Origin of the sequence: Clostridium sp. KNHs214 (assembly GCF_000744935.1) — a bacterium.
Lineage (GTDB): Bacteria > Bacillota > Clostridia > Clostridiales > Clostridiaceae > Haloimpatiens.
In genome coordinates this window covers 238,270-258,725 of sequence record NZ_JQMW01000013.1, presented here as the reverse complement: position 1 = coordinate 258,725, position 20,456 = coordinate 238,270, and the positions used below count along the sequence as shown (strand labels likewise).

Here is a 20,456-nt window from a genome sequence, read left to right as displayed (position 1 = left end):
TAAAGTTTATGTTTACTAAAATTATTAAATTCACATAGCGGTAAATGTTAAGATGATGAATAACATATTACCGCTACATATTATTTTACTGCACTTATGTAATAAGAAGGTATCTCCATTCCTTGAGATTTTTTTACACTTTCATTAAGTACAGCTGTTATGTCTTCCATAGCTTTAACGTAAGTTTTATTTTCAAATCTTTTAAGATATTTGTTCAGCCTTAGATTGAAAAAATCAAGACAATTTTCTCCAGAGAATTTGGAGACACTATTTTTGTATTTTATATTCTTAAATCCTAGAATAATTAATATATTCTTTAAAACCTCAGGATCCATTTCGTTATAAACACCTTCTCCAAGAAGGCTTGTACAACTTTTTAATACCTTCCATTTTTTAGACCAGATTTCCTGCATTTCATTTTCAATATGATTAATAGGAAATTCTTCTTCAATGTGAAGTTCACCACCAGTTTTTAAAACACTTTTAAATTTATTTAAAGCTAAAACTTCGCAGCCAGGATTTGAATTTATGGCACATAAGGTATAATTGCATACTAAATAATCAATAGATTCCTCTTTAATACCTTCAAGGCAGCATGCATTTGTTTTTATAAAGTCTATATTTACGTTGCAGTCCTTAAACTCATCTTTTAGCTCACTGAAATGGTCATCAACTATATCTGTTGTAATCAAACGACAATTTTCAAATTTTGATAAAAGCAAAACTAGCTCTCTTGTGGTACCACCTCTTCCCGTGCCGATTTCCAGAATGGTTTTGTTATCAAGACATTGTCCAAAAATGTTTTCCATGTTTATTCCTCCTTCAAATTTTTAATTAAGTCTTCGAGACATAAAATTAATGTTTGGAGCTTTTGTTCCTCCATTTTTGATATTGCATCTTTAACAAAGCAATTTTCAGCTTCATAGCATATAGTGTCAATAAGTTTTTTCCCTTGAATTGACAAGGAGATTTTAGAAACCCTTTTATCATTAGGGTCTTTTATTTTTTTAATAAATTTTTTTTCTTGAAGTCTTGATAATTTTTCAGACATAGTGTTTTGGGCATTGTTAAAGGAATTAGCTATTTCATTAACTGTTGGCGGAGTAGATTTCATGCTAAGATGCAGAAGTAGGTGAAATTGTTCTAAAGTAAGATTATATTTTTGGGCTAGATCATGGTGTTTGTTGTGAATAATATTTTGTATTTCATCAAGATATCCAATTACCTTTTCAGATTTATAATTATTAATCAAAAATATCACCTCTTAAATATATATCGTGTGACGATGCATTTAATATATAATTATCATATTACTTTGGGGTATACAAGTCAAGGAATATGTTTTTATGGTATATAAAAAGTATTTCTATGATTCGTTTAGTAACCTAGTACATTATCAAAAGGGCTCTCTTCTTGTATTTCTGTTTAAAAGTGTTATATAGTAATTCAGTGTTGTTACTTTATATATAGTTTATAATTATATGTTATAATTAATTTGTAATTGGGAATTTATATAGTTGAAGGATTTTGTGATGTCTATAAAAATAGAATACTTTTTTAAATGTTAATATATTTTTGAGTATAATATATAAATTAGATTGAGGTAAAGTTATGAGAAATATCTAGTCCTTGATGAAAGAGATAATAAAGGATATTGATATACAATTATATATAAATTAATATAAGCAAGAAAAAGTAATGGTGGTGATGGGGAATGTTTAAAAAAACTATAAAAAGACTATTTATATCATTAATAACCAATCCTATATTGATAATTGCATACTGGCTTTTTTGTTATGAATTATCTTTACTATGTAAATTTGGAAGAATGAATCGAAATACTTCTATTATATTAGCATGTGTAGTGTTTTTTATATTTGTAATTGTAGTTACTGCAATAAGAATTGTAAAAAAGGTAAAAAATGAAGAGGAGCCTGAAGGCTTAGCTTACAAAAGAACATGGAGGTATATTTCCATTATAACTATCGTGGCCATAACATTAGTTTATGGGGCAAAGATTTATAATAGTGCAATAAATTATAATGGCAAGCTTTCATGGGTTATAGATGATTTGAAAAACAAAAGGTCAGTGAAATTTGAACATAATAATATATATAAAGATGGAGTTGAAGGTATTTTTAATGATATTAGCGAAAAATATACCTTACCAAAAAAATTATACATATCCAATGGTTTTAAGCTTAATTTTGATTCAGATGGAACAATTACATCCTTTGAAACATTTGTTTATGGAAAAAATGATAAGGGCAAAGAAAAGACTTATTTAATTTATTATGATAAGAATAAATCTAAAGATATTAAAGTGGAGTTAAACAGAATAGTAAATGCTGATTATAGTGAGGATAAGCTTTTAGAACCATTAATTAGTACTGTTAAGGTTATTTCCATTGAGGATACAGTAAGTAAGTGGAATGAAAATAAGTACGGAATAGTTTATTATGGAAAAAGAAGCTGGGGATTTAATACAGATGGAATTGTTAATGTTGATACAGAGGGAGAAAAGAAGCCATTAACCCATGCTGATTCTGAAATAATAGGATATACTGTGTCTGTGTTTGTACCAGGAAAAGAGCAGAGCTACGCTCCTGTTAGGTATAATTTAAAATCTAATGCAGAGTGGAGTAAGTCAACAACGCCTCCTAAAGGTAAAAAAAATGAAAACAGTTCACAAAAGTCAAAAAACAATGATCAACAATTTTATTTATCCAAGGAAGCTGGTTATCGCTTAGATATTACAGGAGCAGCCTTAGGCAGCAGATTTTATTCCTTAAGCAGTACCGTTGATGGGGGAAAAACTTGGACAGTAATAAATGGTGATCCCTTTAGTGGCATGAGCGGTGGAGCAGCAGGAATAACTTTTATAGATGATAAGCTTGGATTTTTAGGTTTGTCACATAGTGGAGGCTCTAATGCGGATTTATACCGAACAGAGGATGGAGGTAAATCCTATAAAAGGATAACAATTCCAGAACATGAAGTGATATTAGACAATGGCGCAAAGATAAAGCCCTTTGATTTTCCAGCTATGCCTTATAAGCAGGATGGAGTACTTAATATGCTAGTTGGACAAGGAGCAGATGGGGATTATAATGCTAATTGCAAAGCTTTGTATCAATCCAAAAATCAAGGAATAACATGGGAGTTTATAAAAGAAGTAAAAAAAGAAAACTAGTATAATCACATATATAACCAGCTTTTCATATTATAAAGCATAGCAATTGTTGGAGAGAAGAATTGTGCTATACGCATTAATTATGGCAGGTGGAAAAGGAACACGACTATACCCTTTATCAAGAAGTAACAATCCAAAGCAGTTTTTGAAAGTAATAAATAATAAAAGTTTTTTAAGGAATACTGTGGATAGAATTAAACCATTGGTTAGTAAGGAAAATATATATGTGGTGACAAATAGAGATTACTATGAAAGCATATGTAGCGAGCTACCTGAGATAGATAAAACAAATATATTTGTAGAACCTAGTAACAAAGAGACCGCCACATGCATAGGTCTTTCAGCCGTGAAGCTTTTAAAAAAAGATCAAGATGCAACTATGATTGTTTTGCCATCGGATCATTATATAGAGGGCAATGATGAATTTATAGATACTATAAATCAAGCAGTGGAAATAGTTCAGAGGAGAAGGGGACTTGTAACTATAGGAATAAATCCTACAAGACCTGAAACTGGATATGGTTATATAAGAGCTGGAGAAAGAATAGTCAGTAGAATACCTTCATATAAGGTTGAGAGATTTTTGGAAAAACCAAATCTTGAAGTGGCCAAGGATTTAATATTGGATGGAAATTATATGTGGAACAGTGGAATGTTCATATGGAGGGCAGATGTATTTCTTAGGGAAATGGAAAAATATTTACCTAAAATGTATGAAAGGCTTATGAATATATATAAAGCTTTAGATACCGAGGATGAGGAAAAAGTTATAGGGGGTGAATATCAGTTAATAGATGGGATATCTGTAGACTTTGGAATAATGCAAAAGACCAGAAAGGCCTACGTGATAAAGAGCAATTTTATATGGGATGATATTGGTAGTTTTGAATCTCTTAGTAGATTTTTATCAGAGTACCGGGGAAATAATATATCAGGCAATGCCTATATGGAGGAGAGTGAAAATTGTTCCATATTTGGAGGAAATAAGCTCATAATAGGGTTTGGGATAAAAGATTTGGTAATAGTAGATTCTGGAGATGTTATACTTATTATGGATAAAAATAAGGATCAAGAGATGAAACATTTAGTAAACAAAATGAAGGATGACAAGGATTTAAGTGGATATTTGTAATTGTAACTTTAAAATAATTTTAGATATAAAGGCAGGATAAACCTGCCTTTAATTATTATTTGCTAGCTTTTCCTTTATTAGCAACTGATTGAGCATTTAGTCTTTTAGTTTCTTCAATAGTGTTATCAAAGTTATTAGTAGACATAGCACTGTTAGACATAGCATTGTTAGTCATTGAACTATTGGACATAGAACCAGCCATGCCTTTATTAGCTACAGATTCAGCGTTTAATCTTTTAGTTTCTTCAATAGTGTTTGTAAAATTATTAGCAGACATGCTATTAGTCATTGAACTGTTGGACATAGAACTAGCCTTTCCCTTATTAGCAACTGATTGAGCGTTTAATTTTTTGGTTTCCCCTAAATTATTATTCATGAGTATTACTCCTTTCTTTTTATAGAGTTTATTTTTTCGTACATTATTATTTTGTCTATTTAACAGAAGTATATAAGTATGTAAAGGTGGGAGTTAAGGAAATTTTTTTAAAAAAATAATATAAGATTTATAGAAGGTTTCTAATATCTCAATTGCTTGTACGAATGAATTTAATTAGTTAGTATAATAATAGTAAATTTAAAGAATTAAATGTCCCAAATTTTTCTTTTTTCTGTTATAATTTTTTTATAAGGAAATATTGTCAGGTTAAATATTATTGGGTTTATTATAGGGGGATGTATGAGAAGAAAAATATTAAATGTAATAAGTATTTTATTAATAATTTTAGGAATAGGCATTATAGGCGGTACTCTTTATTTAAGGTATAAAGCGGAAAATAAAAATAAGAATATGGTAAAGCAGTTTGAAGAGAGGGTAAAGGAAAGTAGAAATAAAAATAGTAAAGATAATAACAAAGTAGATTCCAAGGATATGAAAAAGAAAGAGGTTTCATTGTCAGAAGGGACTATAGGTATTATTCAAATACCAAAAATCGATTTAACAGTGGCCATAGGAGAGGGAGTTCAAAAGGAACTTTTAAGGTATGCAGTAGGTCATTTTCCTGAAACTGTTATGCCAGGTGAAAAGGGAAATTGTGCATTTGCAGGACACAGCAGCTATGTGTATAATGAATTTTTTAATGGACTAGAAGAAAATATAGCAAATGGAGATGAAATTTTAATAAAAACTATGCAAGGAGATTTTGTGTATAAGGTTTATGATAAATTTGTAGTAGAACCTGAAAGAGTAGAGGTTTTAGATCCTAGTGAGGAGAGTATTCTTACGTTAGTGACTTGTACTGAGAAGGGTAAAAGAAGATTGATAGTAAAGGCTAAATTAAAAGTATAAAAGATAGACTGTTGTAAAAGGGAGACTTATGGGGCTTTATAAATAGAAACTATGTGTGTAAAGGGTATATTGGGAACATCAATACATTTGTGTAAACAAATCTACAGGTGTTCCCAATATATTTTCCAATTCCTTTATAGTTTTTATTTACGGTTTTTATTTATGATTTTTTCTTATATTAATTATTTTTAAACCATTCTTTCTTTTAAGTAGTAGAGTTCCAGAACCTATAAGCAGTAATGCTGCTACTAAAGAAGTAGCCAAGTTTATTGGAGAACCTGATTTTGGAAGTATTCCTTTTTTATTTGAAATCTTGCTATTTTTGTTGGAACTATTATTAGCTGTAGTATTATTTTTAGATTTATTAGAAGTATTGTCTTTTCCAGTATTGTCGTTATTGGTTAATTTCTTTTCAGTAATTTGGAAGCTTACTGATTTAACTGTAACATTGCCAGCTAAGTCTACAGCTTTTACTTCTAGTTTGTATAATCCAGGTTTTGAAATGGATTCTCCCTTGTATGGAACACCATTAAGCTGCATTTGAACAGACGCTGTTTTATCATCAACTTTAATGCTAGGAATAACAGCTTTGTCGTAAGTTTTATCATTTTCTATATTCCCTATAGAAATAACAGGAGCTATCTTGTCTACAACTACTTTAAAGTTTTTATCTAAGGCATTTCCAAATTCGTCTTCGATATTTAGTGCTATAGTATCTCCGTTTTTAACATCAAGAGTATGCTCAAAAGTTCTTTCAGTAATCTTATTTCCAGAGTTAGCTAAACTTGAAATACGTAATATGGAACTTCCGTTTACTTTTAATGTATATCCTACAATATTATCAGATGCTGTTCCTTTTATGGTTATTTGATCTTTATTTGTGTAGACTTTTCCGTCAACACTTTCTATTGGATCTGATATAGATAGAGTAGGTTTTATTGAGTCATACCAAATACTGTATGCATAGTTATAGTATATTTTACCGTTTTTATATTTTGCTACTACGTTAAGTTTATTACAAGCCTGATTTAATTTGATTTTATGATTAAAACTTAAATCTTCATTTAATTTAACTTCCTCTCCTGCAATTGTAAAGCTAGTTATTTTTTTATTTACTCTTCCTTTTATAGTGTATATATCATTTTTAACATCCACATCCTTAGGAGAAATAAAATTTAAACTTGAAAGATTAGAAAAGTAAACTTTGAAATCTTCATTGGGATTTTCATAAACTACTTTTATAGTTTGAGAAGTTTCATTTCCTGCCTCATCTCTTGCCTTAACCTTAATTTCTCTATCCCAAGGTATTTTTATTTCAGATTCAAAAGTGCCGTCAGCATTTACTTTTCCTAAAATGTAACCTACATTTACACTGCATTTTTCAGGTTTTGAGGTTTCATCTTTTATTTTACCTTTGATTATGACTTTATCGCTGTCAGACTTTATAAGGTTATTCTCACCAAGTACAGGAGAAGTGATTTCTAATGACGGAGCTTTAGAATCTAAATAAAGTTTTAATAAAGTTTCATTGTTTATTATAGTTCCAGTAGCATCTTTAGCTACAGCATTTATATTGTTTTCTCCTTCATTTAAAGGTATATTTACCTCAAAGTCTTCAGAGGATATATTTACTTCTACATTATTAATTTTTAGTTCTTTAACTGCAGGGCTTATACGACCTAATATTGTGAAGGTTCCATCTTCATTTAATTTAGATTTATTTATTAAATCTCCATTTTTAACTTTGTGAATTGCAATGTTATTGTCTAAAATTCTTGTTTGAGTTCCAGTGTTAAAGCCTCTATCTAGAGCACCTACAGTTACCCAATTTCTCAAACTGTCATTTTTAGTTTGGAATACACATTTAAATGTATTATCACTTACTTTTTCTATTGGAAAATCATTGTCAACAATTTCATCATTTAATAGTATGTGTCTGTTATCATCGTCCACACCTGAGAAGGCATCCTTTTCAGACCAAATTATTTCGTATTTATTAGATTCTAATTTTTTTAAGCTCTTAATATTTATTTCAGGTTTTTTAGTATCTACTTTTATAGGCATGTATATATACTGTGGTTTTTGATTTTTTGAATATAAGGTTGCACCTATCCTAATATAATATTGTCCATCTTCTATATTTTTAAAGTTTCCTGTAGAAGCATCGTAAACTTGTCCATCCCATGTGCCACTAAAAATAGGATTTAACTCATTTATTTCAGTAGCTAATGGTTTTGATACATTATTTTCAGTGGATATTCTTCTGAGCAGTTTTTCTTTTCCATCATTTCTATCTACCAAATCTAATGTTAAAGTTTTTACATTTCTTTTGAGAGCTATCATAGGTATAGCTCTATCAAAGTGTGTGTCATCATTTGGTGATATTACTGCATTTTCAGGATTGACAACTTCTTCAAATTTATATTTGTCAAATGTTCCTCCTAAATAGCTTCCGCTTCCCCACATTAATCCAGTTTTCTTATAATAGGAAGTGCTTTCCCAAATAGGCATATCTATAGCACTTTCTTCAGACCAGTCTCCATAGAAGCCTACATATGGTACGTTAAGTTTAGGATTTTTACCAGTGGTGTCTCTAAAAGTTACATATCCTTCAACAAAAATATTTTTCTTTAAGTTCTCTGGTAATTTTACTGTAAAGCTGACTTTTGCGGTGCTGCCAGCTGGAATTTTTATTTCTTTTATATTTGGTGTAATGGTTGCATTTTCTATTGCTGCATCAGCAATATTTTTATTTTCATTCATAATTTTTTCTGTTAAAACTTTTGTAGTCTCTATAGTATAATTTACTGGTTCCTTACCATAATTCTTTAAATTAAGATTAAAAGTTGTTTCTTTTCCTATTTCTTTTAAAGTAGCTAATGGATTGTTTCTATCATCTAAAACTACAACTTTATTATCTATAGCATTTTTTATTTGTATTAAACCAGAACCTTGTCTTCTTGGAGAATAAGGAATTTCTCCATTACCAAAGTTCTTATCATTTAGGTAAGTTGCAGTATTGGTTATGCTGTGTTTGGCGGTTTCAACAAGAGCTCTTCCGGATAAGCTTGTATTCTTTTTTAGAGCTTGAATTATTAATGCTTCTGCACCTGAAACGTAAGGAGTTGCCATGGAAGTACCACTCATATTTTCGTAGTTGTTATTATTTATAGTGGAATATATATTTCCACCAGGAGCGGATACTTCAGGTTTTAATTCTAAATCTGGGGTTGGTCCCCAAGATGTAAATGGTGACATATCACCTGAACTTGGATTTTCTTCTAATGTCATATCATTTCCAAATTTTATTTTTCCATTGTTTTTTATTCCTTCTTTAATTGCTAAACCAAATACACGTCCACAGGCTATTGATGGGAAAGATTCTCCATCTAATCCACCCATGGTGAAAACTGAATCTCCACCAGATTCACTATTGTATATTGCAACTGCTACAGCTCCAGTTTGTTTTGCATTGGCTACTTTTTCTGAAAATAGAATATCTCCTCTTTCAATTAATGCTATTTTTCCATTTAGGTTTTTATTTTTAAAATCTTCATCTTTACCTAATCCGCAGTCTACAAATTCATAAGAATCCTTTAGATTCGATAAACTACCACTGCCCATAATGTAATGAATATCTTTAGTTGAGCTGTTTGCAGTATATTTAGCTAAACTAACAGTTTTGTTTGTATTTTCAAAGGAAGCTACAGCTAAGCAATCTTTTGCTGTAGAGGGTGAACCTACTGAAGCAGAATCTTTTAATTCCATATCATTTTTTGGAGGAATAGACCAATCATTACTAGTTGAAGATAAAGCTGCATTACCAGCAGCTACAACAACTAATACCCCTTTATTGGTAGCATTTCTTATAGCTACTTGCTGAGGATCATTTTCATCTTGGAAGCCATTGTCAGAACCTAAACTCATGTTTATAACATCAGCTCCATGCAGAACAGAATCCTCAATAGCAGCGATTATATCATCATCGTAGCATCCTTTAATTTCTGGGTTGTTAGAAAATACTTTCATAGCTAAGAGTTGAGCTTCAGGAGCAATACCTTTTATGGCTTTGTATGTGTCAACTTCAGAATCTATTCCATTGGCTCCTACAATCCCAGCCACGTGCATGCCATGCATAGATTTTGTATCTGCATCTTTTACGTTATCGTTATTATCTGCAAAATTCCTTCCGTAAGGTACTTTTGTTGTAAAGGTTGTTTCCTTACTGTTTTTAATTTCTTTTATTTTTGCTTTTGAAGCATCAGAAAGGCGCATATCCTTATGATTTACATCTATACCTGTATCTATTATAGATACCACCATTCCTTCACCCTTATAGCCATAATCATTCCAAACGCTTAAAACTTGAGTTAGCTGTTTGGCAGCAGACATAGCAGGGTAATATCTTCTAACTTCTGTTACAGATTTTACACCAGGCATATCCATAATTTTATCTATATCTGCTCTTTTTACATTGGCACTAAAACCATTTACCAAATATCCATAGGTTTGTCTAAGTTCAGCACCTTGTAATTTTTCTATTTGATTTTTTATTTCTTCTTGAGAATTTTTTATTGATGAAATGCTTTTTCCAGATTCGATGGAAGGTTTTTGTTTCATTTGAACAATTACTCTTATTTTTTCATCTGGATTTTTAGTTTTGTTTTTAGTTTTGGTGGATTTCATTTTTTCTTTTGCATGTTTAATGAAAATTTCTTTGATTTGCTTTTCTCTGTCATTGTTTTCAATGGCTTTTGCCTTTGTAAAACTAGGAGAAATAAAGGTAGATGTTAAAAATGCAAAGGATAAAAAAGTAGATAAAGTTTTTTTCGTAAATTTTTTCATCTGCTTGCCCCCTAAAATATAAATTTATAAAATCGCTATTAGTATAGCGGTTTTAAACTTAGATACTTAAATATGAGCTGTATCATGTTTTATAGATAAATATAGACTATTATCTAAATTAATCTATAAGCCCCTAAAAAAATAAAACTTAGTAATATTATACTTTTAATACATTACAATAATGTTACAAAAAGTTTACAAAAAAATGATTTTATTTGGGTGACTGTCACCTCCCGAAAAAAGTAGAAATGTGAGAGCTTGTCTTGAATAAATGTAGTTTAATTTTTGGTATTTTGTAGATAATTGCATATCGAAAATAATAAAAAATATATTGCATAATAAATATAATTATGCTATTATTAACTATGTTGTAGTTAATAAATTATAACAGAAAAGATTTAATAACGATTAAAACATTCCCTTTTTAGGTTATCGAGTAGATCCGTTTTAAATCTTGATGTAAATTAAAAGGAGGAATGTTTAAATGGCAGATAAGAATTTAACATGTAAAGACTGCGGAAAAGAATTTGTATTCACTGAGGGAGAACAAGAATTCTACAAAGAAAAAGGTTTCGAAAACGAACCTCAAAGATGCCCTGAGTGCAGAAAAGCTAGAAAGCAAGAAAGAAACAACAGAGGATTCAGAAGATAATATCAACTGATATAGAGACCTATAGGAATTTATTCCTATAGGTTTTTTGTTGTTTATTTTATATAAATTGTAGTTCCTATTGGTACAACGTCGTAAATATATTTTGCATTTTCTGTAGATAGTCTTATGCAGCCGTGAGAAAGACTATATCCAAGTCTGCTGTCAATAATTCTGCCATTGAAATCATATAAGATGGAGTGGAATAAATAGTTACCTTGTATCTGGGAGTAGTATTTTACTACGCAATAGTCTAATTTCAGCTCTCTACCTTTTGAAGTAAGCTTATAGGTACCTTTTATAGTTGGAGTAGAAGGAGCACCGGTGGTGCAGGTAAAAGATTTTGAAATTTTCCAGTTTTTACATTCTCCTGTGAATATATTAACTTTGTGAGATTTAAGGTCTACATATATAAAATAAGATGTAGTAGAGCAAAAACATTGATTATTAACATCAATAATATTATTTTTATTAGTTGATTTTTTAGAGGTTTTCTTTGGAATTTTTTTTCTGGAAGAGTTGTTAGTATTAATTTCTGGTTTATGATATTTTAATTTATTGTCCTTTGCATTTTTAAGCTTTTCTAAAGTATCATTGCCCACTATCCCATCTACTGTTAATCCAGCCTTAAATTGAAATTCCATTATATACTTAACGGTTTCTTCACCATATTGTCCATCAACAATTATAGGATAGTCTAATCTTTTTAAATGATTTTGGATAAATTCTACTGTAGGTCCCGTATCTCCAGATTTTGTTACAAAATTTTTCTCGCGTTTTGTCCTTGCAGAGTTTATGACTTCTAAATGATGATTTAAGTAGTTTTCTGAATAATATGGATTTGGAATAATTTCATCTTTGGAAGGTGAAGTATTTATTGTGTGATTTGAACTAGTTACGTTATGATTTTTGTCTTTAGAACTTACGTTATAGGCCACTATTGAAAGGACTATTGCTATTGATGAAGCTATAATTCTATTTTTTTTACCTATTTTTATCATCTCCTTACCACATAATACATTATATGAAGAACAATTTTAAATTTTACTGAATTTTTTTATTATAAAAATAAAAAAACATGTTGCATAATTATAAATAGTAATATATAATCTTTTACAATGAATAAATAAATTAAATATTATAAATAAACAAGGGAGATACTCCACTATAGAATTGAAATTAATTATTTAATGCAGTATGTTGCTATAGATTGAATACTATGCAACCAGTATAAGATGCGATGGAGAAACGATTATTTGAATTTAGTTTTAGTTTATACTTAATACGAAGTCTACACTAATATTAAAAATTGAACTAAAGGGTATATTTACTGATAAATTATACATATAAATTTATTTATATGTATAATTTATTAATCTTAATGCATAAATATTAATATGTATGAATAAAAATACATAAGGCAAAAATGCATAGTAGAAAATGTTTAAAATTAAATAAGTAAAATGGAATAAATAAAATAGTACTTAGAATTAGAATTTCATATGACTAAAAATAAAAAACAAAAATAAAAATGAAGAAATAAAAAGGGAGGAAACATATTATGAAAAAAATTTTATCTATTATTGTAACAGTATTAGTGTTAAGCAGTTTACTAGTAGCATGTGGACAAAAAAGAGTACAGGCAATGCTCTACAAAATGTAAAAATTACAGGAAAGTTAACTATAGGATTAGATGATTCTTATCCACCAATGAAATTTAGAGATTCGAAAAATAACTTAGTAGGATTTGATATAGATTTAGGTAATGAGATAGCTAATAAGCTTGGTGTTAAGGCAGAATTTGTAACTTCTGATTTTAATGGAATATTACTAGCTCTTAATGTTTCAAAATTTAATGAAAGGATTACCTTTAGCATATAATAAAGATATGCAGGAAGATAAAGAACCTTCCTTTGATGCAAGTGATACCTTACTGAAATGTATAATAATAATGAGTTAGATGTTAGAGAGTTTAAAAATAAAAAAAGAGAAGAGGATATATACGAATTTATTGATTACAAAAGCACCTTAAATAAAGGTTCAAAGAAGAATTTACTATAATAAATTTACTGTGTTAAAATTAGACCATTGCTAATATTAAAGCACTGGGTATGTTGAAATAATTTGCATAATAAGGCATATTCAAATAAATAATAAGTCAGTATGCTAATCTATTTTGCATCACACTGAGCAGCAGAACCCGCCGATATTTCTACCAAAGGCGAAACCTGCTTCCTTGTCTGACGCAAAATATACCAGCATCTTTGACTTGTTATTTATTTTCATGTACCTAATATAATAAAAATCTGTCTTTAAGAAAGTAATAAATGTGATTTTGAGAACATTCATAAAACATATTTACTACCAAATCAAAGGCAGATTTTATTATTTTAGTTTTCCTATTTTACCTTTAAGTGCTTTAATACGACCGCTTACATAGTTGAAAAGTTCATCTTTATCATCTTTAATATTAGCAGGGGCATTGGAAACTATATATATAATGTCAAACATATTAGCTTTTATTTTTTCTGAGATTTCATAAGCTAGCCATTTGTTTTTTACCTTCCAATAGGTAGAATTAAATTCATCCGCTTGCTTTTTAGTGTAGTAGCCTTTTTCGATACCAAATTGAAATAAATCTGCTGCAGCTTCAAGCTCTTCCATGTCTTCAGCTTGAAAAGTTTCATCAATAAGAGTTTCAAAATTTTTCATAGTAACACTCCTTTTCGGTGACATATTAATAGTTTAAGCCTATAGCATATTAGGTATACTGGAATATGGTGGTACAAAATATGCAAGGTTTTTTATTTTAATATCCAACGGATTTATATTATATCATAGTGCATAGTAAAATCCTTAAAAATTGAAAATTCTGTATTTTTATATTGGAAATAATATAAGGTATAATATTAGTGATTCCGCTTTTAATAGCTAATTTAATGTATAATTAAAGGGTAAATACTATTTAGTTTTTTACATAGTGAAATATTATAATTAAGATTATCCCACAAAAAGCATTACATTACCTGAATTATGAAATTTCTCTGGAATGACTTGCATAAGAAGCGAAGGAACTGTTTAAATTTAATTTTAGAAATTCTTCTTTTAGACAGATAAAATTATCGTAAGCCTGGCAAGGACGCCAGGCTAGCGAACCTGAGGCAGGACGCTGAATGTGAGCGTTAGATAATTTTATATGGCTAAAAGATTAGAATTTCTTAAATTAAATTTATTGTTCCGAGCTCTTATGCAAGTCATGGAGGAGAAATTTCATAATTCTACCACATTACACCATTTTGTGGTTTAATCATAAAAATCATGCACTGTATATGATTAAAATATATGTAATTCACGTATTGTAATAGTTATGAACTAGTATGGAAAGAAAGGAAGTGAGTATTTAGTGATTTTGTGTGTTTAATACACTCTTTCACTAAGAAAATATATGAGTAAAATATTGGTATTAGCGGAAAAACCCTCTGTTGCACGTGAATTGGCTAGGGTTTTAAAATGTAATAAAAAAGGTAATGGGTATTTAGAAGGAGATAAATATATAGTCACTTGGGCATTGGGACATTTAGTTACTTTAGCAGATCCAGAAGCTTATGACGCTAAATACAAGTCTTGGAATATGGAACAGTTGCCAATGATGCCATCCTATTTAAAGCTTGTAGTAATAAAGCAAAGCGCTAAGCAATTTAATGCGGTAAAAAATCAACTTCATAGGGATGATGTAAAGGAAATTGTTATAGCCACAGATGCAGGAAGAGAAGGGGAATTGGTGGCAAGATGGATAATAGAAAAGGCAAAAGTTAATAAGCCAATGAAGCGTCTTTGGATTTCTTCTCAAACAGATAAGGCTATTAAGGAAGGATTTAATAATTTAAAGCCTTCTAGGGAGTATGAAAATCTATATAAATCAGCTGTATGCAGAGCAGAGGCAGATTGGTTTGTAGGTCTTAATGTTACTAGGGCTTTAACTTGTAAATACAATGCTCAGCTTTCAGCAGGAAGAGTTCAAACACCTACACTAGCTATGATAGTAGAAAGGGAAGAGGAAATTAAAAACTTTCTTCCTAAAGATTATTATTCTGTAAACGCAAAAGCAAATGGATTTACCCTTCAGTGGCAAGATAACAAAGGAGGGCAAACTAGAACCTTTAATAAAAGCAAAGGTGAGAATATTGTAACTAAGGTGAATGGCAAAGATGGAGAAATTATAGAAGTAAATAAATCTTATAAGAAAAAGTTTTCACCAGCTTTATATGATTTAACAGAGCTTCAAAGGGATGCCAATAGAAGATTTGGGTACTCTGCAAAACAGACGTTATCAATTATGCAGAGATTGTATGAAAATCATAAATTGCTTACTTATCCAAGAACAGATTCCAGGTATATAACTACAGATGTGGTGGGAACTTTACCGGAGAGAATTAAAAGCATAGCCATAGGACCATATGCTAAATCTGCTCAAATTCTTTTAAGAGGAAAAGTTACAGGAAATAAAAGCTTTGTGGATAATAGTAAAGTAAGTGATCACCATGCTATTATTCCTACAGAGGAAAGGGTTAGTTTATCACGTCTTAGTAGTGAAGAAATAAATATCTATGATTTGGTTATAAGAAGATTCTTAGCGGTTTTATATCCGCCTTTTGAATATGAACAGACTACAGTTAAAGCCTTAGTAGAGGGAGAAATATTTTTTGCTAAGGGTAAAATAGTAAAATCTAAAGGCTGGAAAACTGTGTATGATAGGGAAGAATTTTTAGATGATGACTACAATGATGATAAGGAAGAAATCATAAAAGATCAAGCTCTTCCTGAGATTAATAAAGGAGATAAAATAAAGTTAAGAGAAGTTAAATTAGTAAAGGGACAGACGAAGCCACCATCAAGATTTAATGAAGGCACATTGCTTTCAGCTATGGAAAATCCTCAAAAGTATATGCAAACAAATAATAAAGAACTAATGAAAACTATAGGCGAAACAGGTGGACTGGGAACTGTTGCTACAAGGGCAGATATAATTGAAAAACTTTTCAATACTTTCTATGTAGAAAAGAAAGGAAAAGAGATTCATCCAACTTCAAAGGGCAAGCAGGTAGTGGAACTTGTACCATCAGATTTAAAATCTCCAATACTTACAGCAAAGTGGGAGCAGCAACTAGCTGAAATAAGTAAGGGTAAGTTAAATAGCAAAAAATTTATTGAGGATATGAAAACTTATGCTTCAAAGCTTGTATCTGATGTAAAAGGCAGCACAGAAAAATATATTCATGATAATATGACTAGAGCAAAATGTCCAGAGTGTGGAAAGTATCTTCTTGAAGTTAGTGGTAAAAAGGGAAAAATGTTAGTATGTCAAGATAGGGAATGTGGATATAGAAAAAATCTTTCTAAGGTAACCAATGCCAGATGTCCTCAATGCCACAAAAAGTTAGAAATGAGAGGCGAAGGGGAAGGGAAAATATTTGTATGTCCTAATTGCAGTTATAGAGAAAAACTTTCTGCATTCAATAAGAGAAAGAAGGCAGAAGGAGATAAGGTAAATAAAAAAGATGTAGCTAAATATATGAAAAAAATTAAAAAGGAAAATGATGCACCAGTAAATTCTGCATTAGCAGATGCACTAGCTAAGTTGAAACTTTAAATAGTGATTATAGGGGGATGGCGCGCTAAAAATAAATACTACAATATGTTGTGTTAAGGTTAAACTTGCAAAACAGTATATTGTATGTAAATTTCTTAATGCGATAGCTCCTTATTTTAAAAAGTTATGATAATTATTAACTTTATTTGGTATAATATAGGTAACAATAGTAATTAACATTTTAAAAAGGTTAGTTGTATTAATATTTTAATTTAAATAAGAAAAATTACCAAATTTTAATTAATAGGTGATGATAAATGATTCAAAAGGATTTGAAAGAAGTTATAAGTATTTTAGAAGAGAATTTAGAGAAATTGGTTAAAAATTATAACATTAGATTATTATATATTTTTGGATCTTATGCTAAAGGTAAAAATGTATCTAGTAGTGATTTAGATATAGGAATTTTATTAAAAAAAGATTACAATCCGATGGAAAAACTAAATTTACTAGGAGAATTAATGGACATATTTAAGAGAGATGATATAGATTTAGCTATATTAAATTCTTCTAATTCTGTATTGAAGCACCAGATTATAAAATATGGAAAACTTGTGTATATGGAAAGTGAAGAATTGAAAGTAGATTTCGAAGTTAAAGTTCTTAAGGAATATATGGATATGGAGTATTTTAGAAAAACACAAATGAAATACATTAGTGAATGGATTGAAAACAATATAGGTGGTGAGAGGTAAATGACTAGAAATATATTGGATACAATTAACGTTAAAGTTAAGGAACTTCAAAAAAATTTAATTCTCTTAAAATCTGTTTCAATGAATATAACTGAAGAAAATTTAAAAGAAGATATGATAAGATATTGGGGAATAGAAAGAGGGATTCAAATATCTATTGAGTGTGTAATAGATATATCTAATATTATAATATCAGCATTAAATATGGAAAAACCTGATACTTACAGGGAATGTATTTTATCTTTAGCTGATGAATACATATTGCCTAAAAAGTTTGCAAAGGATATAGCTAATATGGTATCTTTCAGAAATATATTAGTTCATGATTATATGAGGATAGATGAAAAAATAATGATAGATATAATAAAAAATCATCTTAATGACTTTATTAAATTCATGAATTATGTGGATAAATGGGTTAAAAGTAATTTTTGAATTAAAAGGAATTTTGCGTTAAAGATGTAATGCAAATTACTAATCTCAGCTGTATTATAATTAACCATTAATATAAGTTTAAATATATAAGAATTAATTATCAAAAAACAATTCATACTATAATAAGAGAAAATTTTAAAGGAGATGATGGTATGAATAGCAGAAAAAACAAAAGAGAATGGACTAAGGAAAATTATTTAGCTAATGGAAACAAGACACAAAACCAATGGGCAAAAAATAAATTAAATACCACTGTAGAGGAACCAGGAATTAACGAAAGTGGAAGGGAAGCTAAGAGAAAGGGATTTTAAGTTTGTATTGACAAAATATTGTTTAAAATGCTATAATAAGACTTGTATGACCACGAAGGTTTATGAAAAAGCAAAATTATAGTAAAAATTATATTTAGATTATTGTATAGATTATGAAATTCAAGCCACGAAGGTTTGCTAGTGAAGCAACCTTAGTGGCTTTTTTGTTGTAAAAATGTGGTTTTCGAATGCGAAAGGAGCATTTTTGTGGGGAAGTTTGGTAGTGTTGTGTATCCTTTTACGGCTATTGTGGCACAAGAAAAAATGAAAAAGGGACTTGTATGGAATGCAGTTAATCCATCTATTGGAGGAATTTTAATTAGAGGAGAAAAGGGGACTGCTAAATCAACAGCAGTTAGAGCTTTAGCAGAGGTACTTCCATGTATAAAAGTAGTAGAAGATTGTGTTTTTAATTGTAATCCTGATGCAGAGATAAAGCTTTGTGATAGGTGTAAGGAAAAAATAAAAAATGGGGAAGAGATTAAAGTAGTACATAAAAAGGTTCCAGTGGTGGAGTTACCAGTAGCTGCTACGGAGGATAAGGTAGTGGGAACCTTGGATTTGGAGTATGCAATTAAAAGTGGGAAGTGTAAATTCGAACCAGGTATAATAGCAAAGGCCAACAGAGGAATTGTTTATATAGATGAAGTTAACTTGCTAAATGATCATATTGTAGATGTAATGTTGGATTCAGCATCTATGGGAATAAATGTGGTAGAAAGAGAAAGTATGTCTTATGCCCATCCAGCAGAATTTATCTTAGTTGGAACTATGAATCCAGAAGAGGGGGATTTAAGACCTCAGCTTATGGATAGATTTGGACTTTGCGTTGAAGTAGAAGGTGTAGGCGAGCCTGATGAAAGAGTAAAAATAATAAAGAGAAGAGAAGAATTTGATAAAAATCCAGTGGAGTTCAAAAATAAATGGTGTTTTGAGGAAAAGAAACTAAGGGAGAAAATAGAAAAAGCTAGAGAAATTCTTCCTAAAGTAAATATATCTGAAAATATGTTAGAGCTAATTGCTGATTTATGCATAAGGGCTTTTGTGTCAGGGCATAGAGCTGATCTTGTTATGGAAGCAGCGGCTCGTACTGTAGCAGCGTTAAATGGACGATACGAGGTTATTAAGGACGATGTTTATGAGGCTGCGGAACTTGTACTTTTTCATAGAAAGAATCCACAACCAGAGTCACCTGAAAATGAAGAGCAACAAAAAAACCAAGATAATGAGGAAGAACATAAAGATCAAAATCATATGAATGAAGATGAAGAGAAAGATAGAAATAACAATGAAAAAAAACATGGTAAAGATGAAGAAAAAAATGAGAATAATCAGGAAAATAATAGTGAAGAAGAGCAGGAAAATGATGATACTTCAGATGAAAAACAACAGAATAGAGCTTCAAAAATAATAGATAAGGTATTTTCTATAGGTAAGCCATTCCAAGTAAAAAAAATAACTTATGAAAAAGATAGAGTGCTTAGAAAGGGTTCAGGGAGACGTTCCAGTACCAAAACTCCTTCTAGGGCAGGCAGGTACATAAGGAGTACTATGGAAAGAAACAATAATGATTTTGCATTAGATGCAACACTTAGGGCAGCGGCACCTTACCAGAAAAGCAGATGTCATAAAGGAGTAGCTATAGCTATAGAGTCTAGTGATATACGAAATAAGGTACGTGAAAAGAAAATTGGAAACTTTCTTATTTTTGTAGTTGATGCTAGTGGATCCATGGGAGCACAACAGCGTATGGTAGAAACCAAGGGAGCAATTTTATCTCTTTTATTAGATGCTTATCAAAAGAGGGATAAAATAGCGATGATTGCCTTTAAGGGTGAAACAGCAGAAGCTATATTACCACCTACTAATAGTGTTGAGTTAGCTCATAAACTTTTAGAGCAAATGCCAACAGGTGGAAGGACACCATTGTCAGCGGGAATGGAAAAGGCTTATGAAATGGCAAAAACTGAACTTTTTAAAGAGCCAAATATTTCTCCAATGATGATAATAATATCTGATGGAAAAGGAAATGTTAGTGTTACTAGGGAAAAGCCCTTAAAGGAGGCAGAAAAGATAGCAGAAAACATAAGAGAGGAAGAGAGAATAAAGACATTAGTTATTGATGTAGAGAAGAAAAATTTAATAAGCTTCCATTTGGCAAAGGAATTGGCTAAAAATTTAGGAGCTCAATATTATAAAATAGATGATTTAAAATCAGATACTTTGGTACAAGCTGTAAGAAATAATATGGGAAATTAATA

17 protein-coding genes are annotated in these 20,456 nt (G+C 30.1%); 11 read left to right on the top strand and 6 right to left on the bottom strand.

Annotated features, from left to right (window positions below; translation table 11 throughout):
• Positions 1–80 precede the first annotated feature (80 nt).
• Both CC89_RS16750 and CC89_RS16745 read right to left on the bottom strand, forming a co-directional pair.
• Positions 81–809 carry a class I SAM-dependent methyltransferase gene (locus CC89_RS16750; protein WP_035294132.1) on the bottom strand — a complete coding sequence of 243 codons (729 nt, stop codon included), beginning with the start codon at positions 807–809 and terminating at the stop codon, positions 81–83.
• A gap of 2 nt (positions 810–811) precedes the next feature.
• Entirely contained in the window at positions 812–1,252 is a 441-nt protein-coding gene (locus CC89_RS16745; protein WP_035294130.1) for a MarR family winged helix-turn-helix transcriptional regulator, read from the bottom strand.
• A gap of 462 nt (positions 1,253–1,714) precedes the next feature.
• On the opposite strand from CC89_RS16745, the gene CC89_RS16740 reads away from it, so the two are divergent.
• Positions 1,715–3,193 carry a WD40/YVTN/BNR-like repeat-containing protein gene (locus CC89_RS16740; RefSeq protein WP_035294128.1) on the top strand — a complete coding sequence of 493 codons (1,479 nt, stop codon included), beginning with the start codon at positions 1,715–1,717 and terminating at the stop codon, positions 3,191–3,193.
• Positions 3,194–3,257: 64 nt separating this feature from the next.
• Complete coding sequence (locus CC89_RS16735; protein WP_035294126.1) at positions 3,258–4,325, top strand: mannose-1-phosphate guanylyltransferase; 1,068 nt, start codon at positions 3,258–3,260, stop codon at positions 4,323–4,325.
• A 55-nt stretch (positions 4,326–4,380) separates the two neighbouring features.
• On the opposite strand, the gene CC89_RS16730 is transcribed toward CC89_RS16735, so the two are convergent.
• On the bottom strand, positions 4,381–4,701 hold the full coding sequence (locus CC89_RS16730) for a hypothetical protein (protein ID WP_035294124.1): 321 nt from the start codon (positions 4,699–4,701) through the stop codon (positions 4,381–4,383).
• Between the two features lie 300 nt (positions 4,702–5,001).
• Here CC89_RS16730 and CC89_RS16725 point away from each other — a divergent pair, with 300 nt between their 5' ends.
• Positions 5,002–5,610 (top strand): class D sortase, encoded by a 609-nt coding sequence (locus CC89_RS16725; protein ID WP_035294122.1) that lies wholly within the window; start codon positions 5,002–5,004, stop codon positions 5,608–5,610.
• Between the two features lie 156 nt (positions 5,611–5,766).
• Here the strand turns inward: CC89_RS16725 and CC89_RS16720 are convergent, their stop codons facing one another.
• Entirely contained in the window at positions 5,767–10,455 is a 4,689-nt protein-coding gene (locus tag CC89_RS16720) for a S8 family serine peptidase (protein ID WP_035294119.1), read from the bottom strand.
• Positions 10,456–10,939: 484 nt separating this feature from the next.
• Here CC89_RS16720 and CC89_RS16715 point away from each other — a divergent pair, with 484 nt between their 5' ends.
• A complete protein-coding gene (locus tag CC89_RS16715; protein WP_035294116.1) occupies positions 10,940–11,107 on the top strand; it encodes a zinc-ribbon domain-containing protein in 168 nt (55 codons plus the stop codon).
• 53 nt (positions 11,108–11,160) lie between these two features.
• Here CC89_RS16715 and CC89_RS16710 read toward each other — a convergent pair whose 3' ends face one another.
• The gene (locus CC89_RS16710) at positions 11,161–12,105 is read right to left on the bottom strand and encodes a L,D-transpeptidase family protein (protein ID WP_051931932.1); all 945 of its coding nucleotides are present in this window, start codon (positions 12,103–12,105) and stop codon (positions 11,161–11,163) included.
• 619 nt (positions 12,106–12,724) lie between these two features.
• Here CC89_RS16710 and CC89_RS21260 point away from each other — a divergent pair.
• Entirely contained in the window at positions 12,725–12,985 is a 261-nt protein-coding gene (locus CC89_RS21260; RefSeq protein WP_051931931.1) for a transporter substrate-binding domain-containing protein, read from the top strand.
• Positions 12,986–13,042: 57 nt separating this feature from the next.
• Positions 13,043–13,165, top strand: a complete 123-nt coding sequence (locus CC89_RS21520; protein WP_286161382.1) for a hypothetical protein — start codon at positions 13,043–13,045, stop codon at positions 13,163–13,165.
• A gap of 324 nt (positions 13,166–13,489) precedes the next feature.
• Here CC89_RS21520 and CC89_RS16700 read toward each other — a convergent pair whose 3' ends face one another.
• A complete protein-coding gene (locus CC89_RS16700; RefSeq protein ID WP_035294113.1) occupies positions 13,490–13,816 on the bottom strand; it encodes a hypothetical protein in 327 nt (108 codons plus the stop codon).
• 733 nt (positions 13,817–14,549) lie between these two features.
• Between CC89_RS16700 and CC89_RS16695 the strand changes: the two genes are divergently transcribed.
• The 5 genes from CC89_RS16695 to CC89_RS16680 all read left to right on the top strand — a co-directional run bounded on the left by CC89_RS16695 (position 14,550) and on the right by CC89_RS16680 (position 20,454).
• Positions 14,550–16,754 carry a DNA topoisomerase III gene (locus CC89_RS16695; protein WP_035294111.1) on the top strand — a complete coding sequence of 735 codons (2,205 nt, stop codon included), beginning with the start codon at positions 14,550–14,552 and terminating at the stop codon, positions 16,752–16,754.
• A 257-nt stretch (positions 16,755–17,011) separates the two neighbouring features.
• Positions 17,012–17,449, top strand: a complete 438-nt coding sequence (gene mntA / locus CC89_RS16690) for a type VII toxin-antitoxin system MntA family adenylyltransferase antitoxin (RefSeq protein ID WP_035294108.1) — start codon at positions 17,012–17,014, stop codon at positions 17,447–17,449.
• Positions 17,450–17,884 (top strand): type VII toxin-antitoxin system HepT family RNase toxin, encoded by a 435-nt coding sequence (gene hepT, locus CC89_RS16685; RefSeq protein ID WP_035294106.1) that lies wholly within the window; start codon positions 17,450–17,452, stop codon positions 17,882–17,884.
• 152 nt (positions 17,885–18,036) lie between these two features.
• A complete protein-coding gene (locus tag CC89_RS20700) occupies positions 18,037–18,195 on the top strand; it encodes a hypothetical protein (RefSeq protein WP_185750791.1) in 159 nt (52 codons plus the stop codon).
• 207 nt (positions 18,196–18,402) lie between these two features.
• A complete protein-coding gene (locus CC89_RS16680) occupies positions 18,403–20,454 on the top strand; it encodes a putative cobaltochelatase (protein ID WP_035294104.1) in 2,052 nt (683 codons plus the stop codon).
• The last annotated feature ends 2 nt before the right edge of the window (positions 20,455–20,456 follow it).

Excerpts from the sequence above, each read along its gene's own strand:
- CC89_RS21260 (WP_051931931.1), top strand. The coding sequence starts at position 12,725 with ATGTGGACAAAAAAGAGTACAGGCAATGCTCTACAAAATGTAAAAATT.
- CC89_RS16750 (WP_035294132.1), bottom strand. The coding sequence starts at position 809 with ATGGAAAACATTTTTGGACAATGTCTTGATAACAAAACCATTCTGGAA.
- CC89_RS21520 (WP_286161382.1), top strand. The coding sequence starts at position 13,043 with ATGTATAATAATAATGAGTTAGATGTTAGAGAGTTTAAAAATAAAAAA.
- CC89_RS16695 (WP_035294111.1), top strand. The coding sequence starts at position 14,550 with ATGAGTAAAATATTGGTATTAGCGGAAAAACCCTCTGTTGCACGTGAA.
- hepT (WP_035294106.1), top strand. The coding sequence starts at position 17,450 with ATGACTAGAAATATATTGGATACAATTAACGTTAAAGTTAAGGAACTT.
- CC89_RS16715 (WP_035294116.1), top strand. The coding sequence starts at position 10,940 with ATGGCAGATAAGAATTTAACATGTAAAGACTGCGGAAAAGAATTTGTA.
- CC89_RS16740 (WP_035294128.1), top strand. The coding sequence starts at position 1,715 with ATGTTTAAAAAAACTATAAAAAGACTATTTATATCATTAATAACCAAT.
- CC89_RS16710 (WP_051931932.1), bottom strand. The coding sequence starts at position 12,105 with ATGATAAAAATAGGTAAAAAAAATAGAATTATAGCTTCATCAATAGCA.
- CC89_RS16700 (WP_035294113.1), bottom strand. The coding sequence starts at position 13,816 with ATGAAAAATTTTGAAACTCTTATTGATGAAACTTTTCAAGCTGAAGAC.
- CC89_RS16725 (WP_035294122.1), top strand. The coding sequence starts at position 5,002 with ATGAGAAGAAAAATATTAAATGTAATAAGTATTTTATTAATAATTTTA.
- CC89_RS16730 (WP_035294124.1), bottom strand. The coding sequence starts at position 4,701 with ATGAATAATAATTTAGGGGAAACCAAAAAATTAAACGCTCAATCAGTT.
- CC89_RS20700 (WP_185750791.1), top strand. The coding sequence starts at position 18,037 with ATGAATAGCAGAAAAAACAAAAGAGAATGGACTAAGGAAAATTATTTA.
- CC89_RS16720 (WP_035294119.1), bottom strand. The coding sequence starts at position 10,455 with ATGAAAAAATTTACGAAAAAAACTTTATCTACTTTTTTATCCTTTGCA.
- mntA (WP_035294108.1), top strand. The coding sequence starts at position 17,012 with ATGATTCAAAAGGATTTGAAAGAAGTTATAAGTATTTTAGAAGAGAAT.